This is a genomic window from Thermofilaceae archaeon, assembly GCA_038731975.1.
Taxonomy (GTDB): Archaea; Thermoproteota; Thermoprotei; order Thermofilales; family Thermofilaceae; genus JANXEW01.
The window spans coordinates 1-7,324 of record JAVYQJ010000039.1 but is presented as its reverse complement, the minus strand read 5'-3'; the positions used below and the strand labels follow the sequence as shown (position 1 = coordinate 7,324).

Annotated in this window: 10 protein-coding genes; 6 read left to right on the top strand and 4 right to left on the bottom strand. The window is 62.8% G+C overall.

The window, feature by feature from the left end; genetic code table 11:
• The 6 genes from QXF46_08735 to QXF46_08710 form a co-directional block, all read left to right on the top strand.
• The coding region (locus QXF46_08735) for a hypothetical protein (GenBank protein ID MEM0226944.1) at window positions 1–549 on the top strand (549 nt) is incomplete at its 5' end.
• A gap of 79 nt (window positions 550–628) precedes the next feature.
• Window positions 629–1,141, top strand: a complete 513-nt coding sequence (locus QXF46_08730) for a nucleotidyltransferase domain-containing protein (GenBank protein ID MEM0226943.1) — start codon at window positions 629–631, stop codon at window positions 1,139–1,141.
• Entirely contained in the window at window positions 1,138–1,557 is a 420-nt protein-coding gene (locus QXF46_08725; protein MEM0226942.1) for a HEPN domain-containing protein, read from the top strand. Before QXF46_08730 ends, QXF46_08725 begins: the two co-directional genes overlap by 4 nt.
• Before the next feature lie 51 nt (window positions 1,558–1,608).
• Entirely contained in the window at window positions 1,609–2,712 is a 1,104-nt protein-coding gene (locus QXF46_08720) for a threonine synthase (GenBank protein MEM0226941.1), read from the top strand.
• A 111-nt stretch (window positions 2,713–2,823) separates the two neighbouring features.
• Window positions 2,824–3,408, top strand: a complete 585-nt coding sequence (locus QXF46_08715) for a hypothetical protein (GenBank protein ID MEM0226940.1) — start codon at window positions 2,824–2,826, stop codon at window positions 3,406–3,408.
• 2 nt (window positions 3,409–3,410) lie between these two features.
• Entirely contained in the window at window positions 3,411–3,671 is a 261-nt protein-coding gene (locus tag QXF46_08710; protein MEM0226939.1) for a DUF211 domain-containing protein, read from the top strand.
• Here QXF46_08710 and alaXM read toward each other — a convergent pair whose 3' ends face one another.
• The 4 genes from alaXM to QXF46_08690 all read right to left on the bottom strand — a co-directional run.
• A complete protein-coding gene (gene alaXM / locus QXF46_08705) occupies window positions 3,672–4,394 on the bottom strand; it encodes an alanyl-tRNA editing protein AlaXM (GenBank protein MEM0226938.1) in 723 nt (240 codons plus the stop codon).
• A gap of 279 nt (window positions 4,395–4,673) precedes the next feature.
• Window positions 4,674–5,000: a methionine--tRNA ligase subunit beta gene (metG, locus tag QXF46_08700; GenBank protein MEM0226937.1), complete on the bottom strand. Its 327-nt coding sequence runs from the start codon at window positions 4,998–5,000 to the stop codon at window positions 4,674–4,676.
• 27 nt (window positions 5,001–5,027) lie between these two features.
• Window positions 5,028–6,395 (bottom strand): methyltransferase MtaB domain-containing protein, encoded by a 1,368-nt coding sequence (locus tag QXF46_08695; protein MEM0226936.1) that lies wholly within the window; start codon window positions 6,393–6,395, stop codon window positions 5,028–5,030.
• A gap of 28 nt (window positions 6,396–6,423) precedes the next feature.
• A partial coding sequence (locus QXF46_08690) for a CPBP family glutamic-type intramembrane protease (protein ID MEM0226935.1) occupies window positions 6,424–7,324 on the bottom strand: 901 nt, incomplete at its 5' end.

The following is a 7,324-nucleotide window of genomic DNA, read 5'->3' as shown; positions in this document are numbered from 1 at the left end:
CACGAGCAGAGGCTTAGCGAACTCACAAAAGCGGTTGAAGAGTTGCGCAGAATCACTGAAATGCAGGCGAAACAACTGGAAAGGCACGAGCAGCTGATCATCAGGCTGAGCGAGAGGGTGGATAGCTGCGAGCGCCGCCTATCCAGAATTGAGAGGGACGTTCGATCGATGAAGAGGACTCTAGACCGAATGTCCATCAGCTTAGAGGAGGAGGCCAACGACATGGTAACTTACTTCCTAAAGCAGAGGGGTTACGAGCTGGAAACAAGACCGACGCGTTTTGACACAAAGTACGAGTTCGACATTTACGGTTCAAATGGAAAGCTTACCGTGATCGGTGAGGCAAAGGTTAGGGCTGGGCCACGGAGCGTTTCGAAGCTGCTTGAGCGCATCAGAAGGGCTAGGGAGCTATGGCCCGAGAGGTTCCAGGGGGCCGTCGTCCCGGTCCTCTACTGCATGCGTGCTGAGCCGGGGGTCATCGAAGCCGCGGAGCGTGAGGGCGTCTGGCTTCTGGAGTCGATGAGGGAAAGGGTTCCCCCGAGGATTTGAAAGCACCTCGACCTTCTGAGGCTGCGTCGAATGGGGCTTGAGCCGCCGAACTTTTAAGCTGCCACGCTGAATCACCGCGGTGGCCGCCGAGAAGGTCGAGAAGCTGCAGGAGCCCTACAGAAGCATCCTACTCGAGCTCGTCAGGGCTCTTCAGAGGCGGCTCGGCAGCTCCCTCGTGTCAGTCGTGGTCTTCGGGTCAGTAGCCCGGGGGGAGGCTAGGAGGGACAGCGACATCGACCTGCTGATCGTGGCTGAGGGCCTGCCGAGGAGCAGGTTTAGGAGGCAGGACATCTTCATGGAGGTGGAGGAGGAGCTGCAACCCCTGATCGAGGAGGCTGAGAAGCTCGGTTACACGATCGAGTTTTCACCCATCCTCAAGACGCCGGAGGAGGCTGCCCGAGGCTCCCCCCTCTACCTGGACATGGTGGAGGACGCGGTGATCCTATACGATAAGGGGGGCTTCTTCCAAGGTATCCTCAAGCGCCTAGCGAAGAGGCTGGAGGCGCTCGGCGCTGAACGCGTAAAGTACGGGAAGCTCTGGTACTGGAGGTTAAAGCGCGACTACAGGTTCGGGGAGGTGATCGAGCTGTGAGGAACGTAGAGATCGCTGCATCGTACTACAGGCAGGCTGCGGAGCGGCTCCACCACGCCAGGATCGCGCTCGAGCGCGGCAGCTACCCCTACGTCGTCAGGCAGTGCCAGGAGGCGGTGGAACTCCTGCTTAAGGCAGCGTTGAGGATCGTTGGTGTCGAACCACCCCGCTGGCACGATGTCGGTCCCGTGCTCAGGGCGGAGGCACATAGGTTCCCCGAGTGGTTCCGCGAGCATGTGCCAGTTCTGGCCAGGTACTCGCGTAGATTGAGGAGGGAGAGGGAACCCTCGATGTACGGAGACGAGGAAAGCGGAGTTGCACCTGAGGAGCTCTATGATCGGGAGGACGCTGAGGAAGCACTTCAGATGGCTGAGCGCGTCCGAGCGCTAGTTGAAAAGCTTCTCAAACCTACGTAATCAAGCGATGAGATGGAAAAACCATATACCCGAGCGCGCGCCAGCGTGGGCGTGGAGTTCAGCATCGTCTGTTCCTCCTGCGGGAGGCGCTACAAAGCCTCAGCCCGGTTGTGGAGGTGCGAGTGCGGCTCACCCCTCGACATTGAGAAGAGGCTCGAGGGGGAGGTGGAGCTGAAGGGGTGGGGTGTGTGGCGCTACCGCTCCCTCATCCCGCATGTCGGTGGGGACATCGTTACGCTGGGTGAGGGTTGGACGCCCACGGTGGAGAGGGAGGTTTGGGGCGTCCGGGCTCTGCTGAAGCTCGAGTACCTGCACCCCACCGGTTCGTTCAAGGATCGGGGGGCGACGGTGATGGTCTCCAATTTGAAGGCGCTCGGCGCGGATCGAGTCCTGATCGACTCGTCGGGCAACGCCGGTGTAGCTGTTGCAGCGTACTGTGCTGCAGCCGGGATCGGGTGCAGGGTCTACGTGCCGTCCAGCGCGCCTCCAGCCAAGAAGCTCCAGATAAAGCTGTACGGGGCCGAGCTGGTCGAGGTTGAGGGGCCGAGGAGCGAGGTGGCTAGGAGGGCTTTGGAGGAGGTGGAGCGCGGCGCGGTCTACGCGAGCCATATGTGGAACCCCTTCTTCATCGAAGGTTTGAAGACGATCGCCTTCGAGTGCTGTGAGCAGGCAGGGACTCCGGACGCAGTCGTCGCGCCGGTGGGCAGCGGAGGGCTACTGCTGGGCATATACTGGGGCTTCGGGGAGGCGGCCCAGATCGGCCTCGCGCAAGGGGTTCCTCGGGCGATTGCCGTTCAGGCAGAAGGTTACACGCCGCTCTACGACGCGCTCCACGGGCCCTACGGCGCCGCGCCGCCCCCCGAGCCCTTCGCTGACGGTATCGCCATCCCAAACCCGCCGAGGCTCAAGCAGCTGGTCAAGGTCGTCAAGGAATCGAAGGGTGAGGTGGTAGTTGTCAGCGAAGAGGAGACTCGAGAAGCGCTGCGGTACGCCCTCAGGATGGGCTTCTTCGTCGAGCCCACGTCAGCCACGGCTATAGCCGCGCTCCGCAAAGCGAGAGAAGAGGGTTTGATCGATTCGGGGGAGAGAGTGCTCATCCCCCTGACCGGTTCAGGCCTCAAAGCCTTGGACAAGATCGCTAGGAGGATGCTCTAGCGCCGCTTAGCTGCGGCAACGGAGGGGGTGCCGGCTTGGGTATAGCAATGTTTAAAGCTGTCCGTTAGAACTCCAACCATAAGCTGCGATATGAAGGACGACTCATCGAGTATGAGGCGGTTGAAGCTCGCTCTCCGCCACCTGGCTGCAACGAATTTCGCTGGGATAGCCAGGCGCTACTTCGTCACAAACCTATTCGATGGCGTGCTCACGGCACTCGGGCTCGCGCTCGGCTACTACTTCGCCGGCGGCCAGCGCGCCAGCACGCTCCTCGTGTCAGCCCTAGCCGTGAGCTTCGGTCTCGGGCTATCCGGCTTCGTCAGCTCCTACCTAACGGAGGTCGCTGAGAGGCGCAGGGAGCTCATCGAGATGGAGAAAGCCCTACTGAGGAAGCTGAGCGGCACGATCTTCGGCTACACCTTCGAGCTGGCCGCGCTGCTCAGCGCGCTGGTCAACGCTATCGCACCCGCGCTAGGCATGCTAGTGGTGATCGCGCCCGTGCTGGCAGCCGACGCCATCGGACTCCAAGCGGCCGTAGCCCTCTCAGCCCTAGTCGGCCTCGCGGCGCTCTCCGTGCTGGGCGCTTACCTGGCGAAGATCTCGGGCACCAGCGCGATCAAGTACTCAGCCGCAATGGTCGGCGCGGGCTTCGCAGTAGCCGGCGTAACAGTGCTGCTGGGGTCTCTGGGTGGTTGAAAGTGCCGGCGAAGCTGAAGCGGCTGGTTCTCGACGTTCTCAAGCCGCGGGAGCTGGACACGATCCAGCTGGCGAAGCTGATCTGCGAGCTCGACGGGGTGAGCAGGGTTGATGTAGCGGTGGTGGAAGTCGACGTGAGGACGGAAACCCTCAAGCTAACGGTGGAGGGCGGATCGATAGACATCGAGGAGGTGCACAAGCTCCTCGAGGATCACGGGTGCGCGCTGCGGAGCATCGACGCGCTGAGCTTCGAGAAGAGCTGATTAGGGCTCCACGGTGTAGTAGGCGCGCTTCCTGCGCGCACCCTTGCTCTCCAGCCTCTGCAGCACGATGCGCCCCACCTCGCACGTGTTCCTTACGTGCGGGCCGCCATCCGCTTGAATGTCGACTCCCGGGATCTCGACGACCCTGATCTCCGCAGCTTCTGGAGGCAGCCGCTCGGCGAGCTTAACGATCCCGGGAATCCTCAGAGCTTCATCGCGGGGGAGCCAGTACACCTTCACCTCAAGGCAGTCTGCCAGGATCCGGTTCGCCTCCTCCACGGCCTCTGCTACAGCCCTCTTCCAGTCATCGACGCCCGAGAGGTCGAAATCGTCCCTCGCCCCTTCGGGCGTGATGTGCCCACCCGTCACTAGCGCCCCGTACCTCCTGTACAGGACGGCGAGCAGCACGTGGCTGGCTGTGTGCAACCGCATCATCCTGTACCTCCTGCCCCAATCGATCACCCCCCTGACCGTATCGCCCGGCTTCAAGCCCGGTTCACCGGCCACCACGTGGGCCACGTCCCCGCCCTCCTCGAGCACTTGAACGACTTCCAACCTTTCCCCGCTTGGAGCAATGAGGTAGCCCCTGTCATGGTCCAGGCCACCGCTGGGGCCGGGGTGGAACGCCGTTTGATCGAGAAAAACCCTGGAGCCCTCAACCCTAACGACAGTTGCCGAGAACTCCTTAAGGTAGCTGTCGTACTGGTATAGCAGCTTGACCACGGGTAGGTCAATCGAGGGGACTATAAAAACTTTAAGGGAAAAACGGTTGGGATTTCGGTTAAACTGATTTCACTGTTTGGCTTCTTTCTTGCTTTCTTTCTTCTCTTCCTTCTTACCTTCGCTCTTCCTCTTGCAGGGCATAGGGAGGTTAAGCGGCAGGTGGTTATATGTGTTACGCTTACAGCGTGATTGCGGCTGGCATATGGAAGAGAATCTTACGGATTAGTTCGGGGAAATACCATGGAAACCCACGTGTGGTAGTCAGGGTGGCGGCGGGTTCTAGGAGATCTTCGTCCCCGGTGGAACCTCGCTCTCGGGGACTATCAGGACGGGCTTGCCGTTGACGACCGCGGCCAGCAGCATGCCTTCAGACTTCAAGCCCATGATGACCTTCGGCTCGAGGTTGGCGACCACCACGATCTCCTTCCCCACCAGTTGCTCCGGCGCGTAGTACTCGGCCAGCCCCGCCACGAGAGTCCTCAATTCTCCGCCGATGTCGACCTTCAGCAGCAAGAGCTTCCTGGCCCTCTGGACGCGCTCGGCGGAGACTACTTTTCCCACCCTCAGGTCTAGCTTCTGAAACTCCTCGAAGCTTACGTAGCTCATGGTGGAAGGGGGTGGGGAACCGCGATATTAATCCTTAAGGTAGTCTGAAACCTTGAAGTTCGCCCTTTCCTCGTAGAAGCGGGCAGACTCGAGGAGCCCGTCGGCGCTATCGGGTAGGGCTCCCAACTCCCGCTCGAGCTTGCGCAGGTAGGCTGCCTCCCTGGTGTCTAGGGCCAAGCGACCGGCCTCGTACTCCCGCTTGACGATCTCGAGGGCCTTCCTCGCCGCGGCGACCGCGCGCCGGTAGTCGTCGCTCTCAGCCACGATGGCGGACGCGATCTCCCAAGCGGCTTGCGGCGAAAGGACGAGGGACTGCGGGTCCGTGTACAGGTTTGACGCGACCAGTAGATCCCTGAGCTCCTCACCCTTTCCAGCCTTGAGAGCGGTGTTCATGAGCTGGCAGTCGTAGTGGAGGATCTCGAGGAACACCTGCGGGCCCGTGCCGCCGAACAGCTTCACGTTCTCGACCTGCTCGTTCGACCAGAGGTCGCAGGCCGCGGCCGCCACGTTTCCAACCAGGCTGGAGTGGGCTACAGCGCTCGTCTTACCCTCCATCGAGATGGGGTAGCCGGTGATCACCTTGATGAAAACGTTCTCGTAGGCGCAATCCTTCCCCGGCCCCCTCGCGCCGGCCTCGAAGGCCTTCAGCGTGCGGGGCGCGCTCATCGCCCTCACGACCGCAGCCAGGACGTGGGGCAGCATCCTGCTCTTGAAGCCCCCCGCCAGCTTCATCGCCGTGTTCGCGAAGCCGCAAGCCGAGTCCCCGCCGGCTAGAGCCCCGCTTCGCGACGCGATCGAGGAGACCTCCCTCCAAAGCCTCTCGACGTCGGCTGGGGCCAGCACAGCCAGGCCGAGCGCTATACCCCTTAAGTCCCCCCTCACGATCGAGTAGTCGAAGACCTCCTTGCCGCCGATGGACTCGATCGATAGGACGTCGGCGCCGGCCCCGGCAGCAGCCTCGAACGACTCCATCATCCTGGAGAAGGCCTCCTCCCCCTTCAGCTCCCTAGACCACCGCACATCCGCCACTGTGACGCGTAGTGCTAGCGCAACACCGTACTCGGAGTGGTAGCGCTCCATGACGTCCTTCTGCGCCGCTACGATCTCTTCGGCGAGCCTCGGGTTCAGCGTCGCCACGTGGCTCAGCTCGGTCTCCAGCTGGAGCGCCTGGACGCCAAGGTCGACCGCCCTCTCCAGCACGCCCCTGGTGATGCTGGAGAACTCCTCGACCAGCCTGCCCGACTCGTCCGCGCTCCTGCTCGGCCAGTACTTAACCTCCGGGACTACGCGCCCCGAGCCGACCTCCAGGCCGAGGCCGTAGCGTAGCGGGTGGAGCGCACGCCCGAAGAGAAGCTCGCCGGGCTTCCCGTAGGCGAGGCTCGTGAAACGCGCCACACCGTGCCGTTGAAGCGGCGATTTAAGCTTAACTCGCGAACCTTCGGGCCAGCTCGGCCAGTAGGGAGGCTAGGGGGGCGGCGGAGAGTGGGGTTACCGCGAGGAGCAGCGCGTCAACCGGCAGGAGACCGGAGATTGACAGCGCGTAGGCCAGGGCGTTGTAGGTGTACTCGGCGGCGACAGCGGCGAAGAGGCCCCTCCAGAGGTAGAGGAGGCAGAAGACCAGCGACAGGGCTAGCGCAGCGAGAACGTCGGTGTACGGCGGGTGGAAGGAAGCCCCCGCAAACGCCAGAGCGTATATGGCCGAGGTCGCCACAACCCCCTGCCCCCTCCCCCCGAGCACCTCCTGCAGCAGGAGGAGGAGCAGGTAGCGGAAGGTGACCGCGTTGATTAGGGAGGCTACGGCCACGTTCAGCGCCGCGGCGAGCCACGACGCTTGCACCGTGAGGGCGTTCTCGACGGCCGGCAGCTTCAGCGGGATGACGCGACCCCACTTCTCCAGCAGCGTGAACGCAACCCCGAGAAGAGCCGTGAGGGTTGCACCCGTGGCGACCCCGTCCAGCCAGCTCTCGGCGGCTCGCCTCCCCGTGGGGAGGGACAGCGGGGCGCTCTTCGCTCTCAGCGCTGCGCCGGCGATGAGCGAGATCAGGGCGGTTAGGGAGAGGAGGGCGCTGCTGTAGAGGAGGTTGAACAGGGACCTCAGGGTTGGGGGCAGCGCGTTCTTCCCGAGCAGGTAGGGGAGCTGGAGGAGGGTTGAGGACGCTCCGAGCGCCAGGAGGAGGGGTAGCGCGATTAGGAGCAGCCTACGCTTACTCACGCCGCCGGTCGGCAACGCCACGGCCAGGAGGAGGCCTGTGAGGAACACGACCTGCATCACCACCCACGTGATGATCGTAGCCCCCCTCCACTGCTCCGCCTCCCTCACGATA

Bases quoted from the DNA above. Each gene is read 5' to 3' on its own strand.
- metG (MEM0226937.1), bottom strand. From the start codon at position 5,000: ATGAGCTACGTAAGCTTCGAGGAGTTTCAGAAGCTAGACCTGAGGGTG.
- QXF46_08715 (MEM0226940.1), top strand. From the start codon at position 2,824: ATGAGGCGGTTGAAGCTCGCTCTCCGCCACCTGGCTGCAACGAATTTC.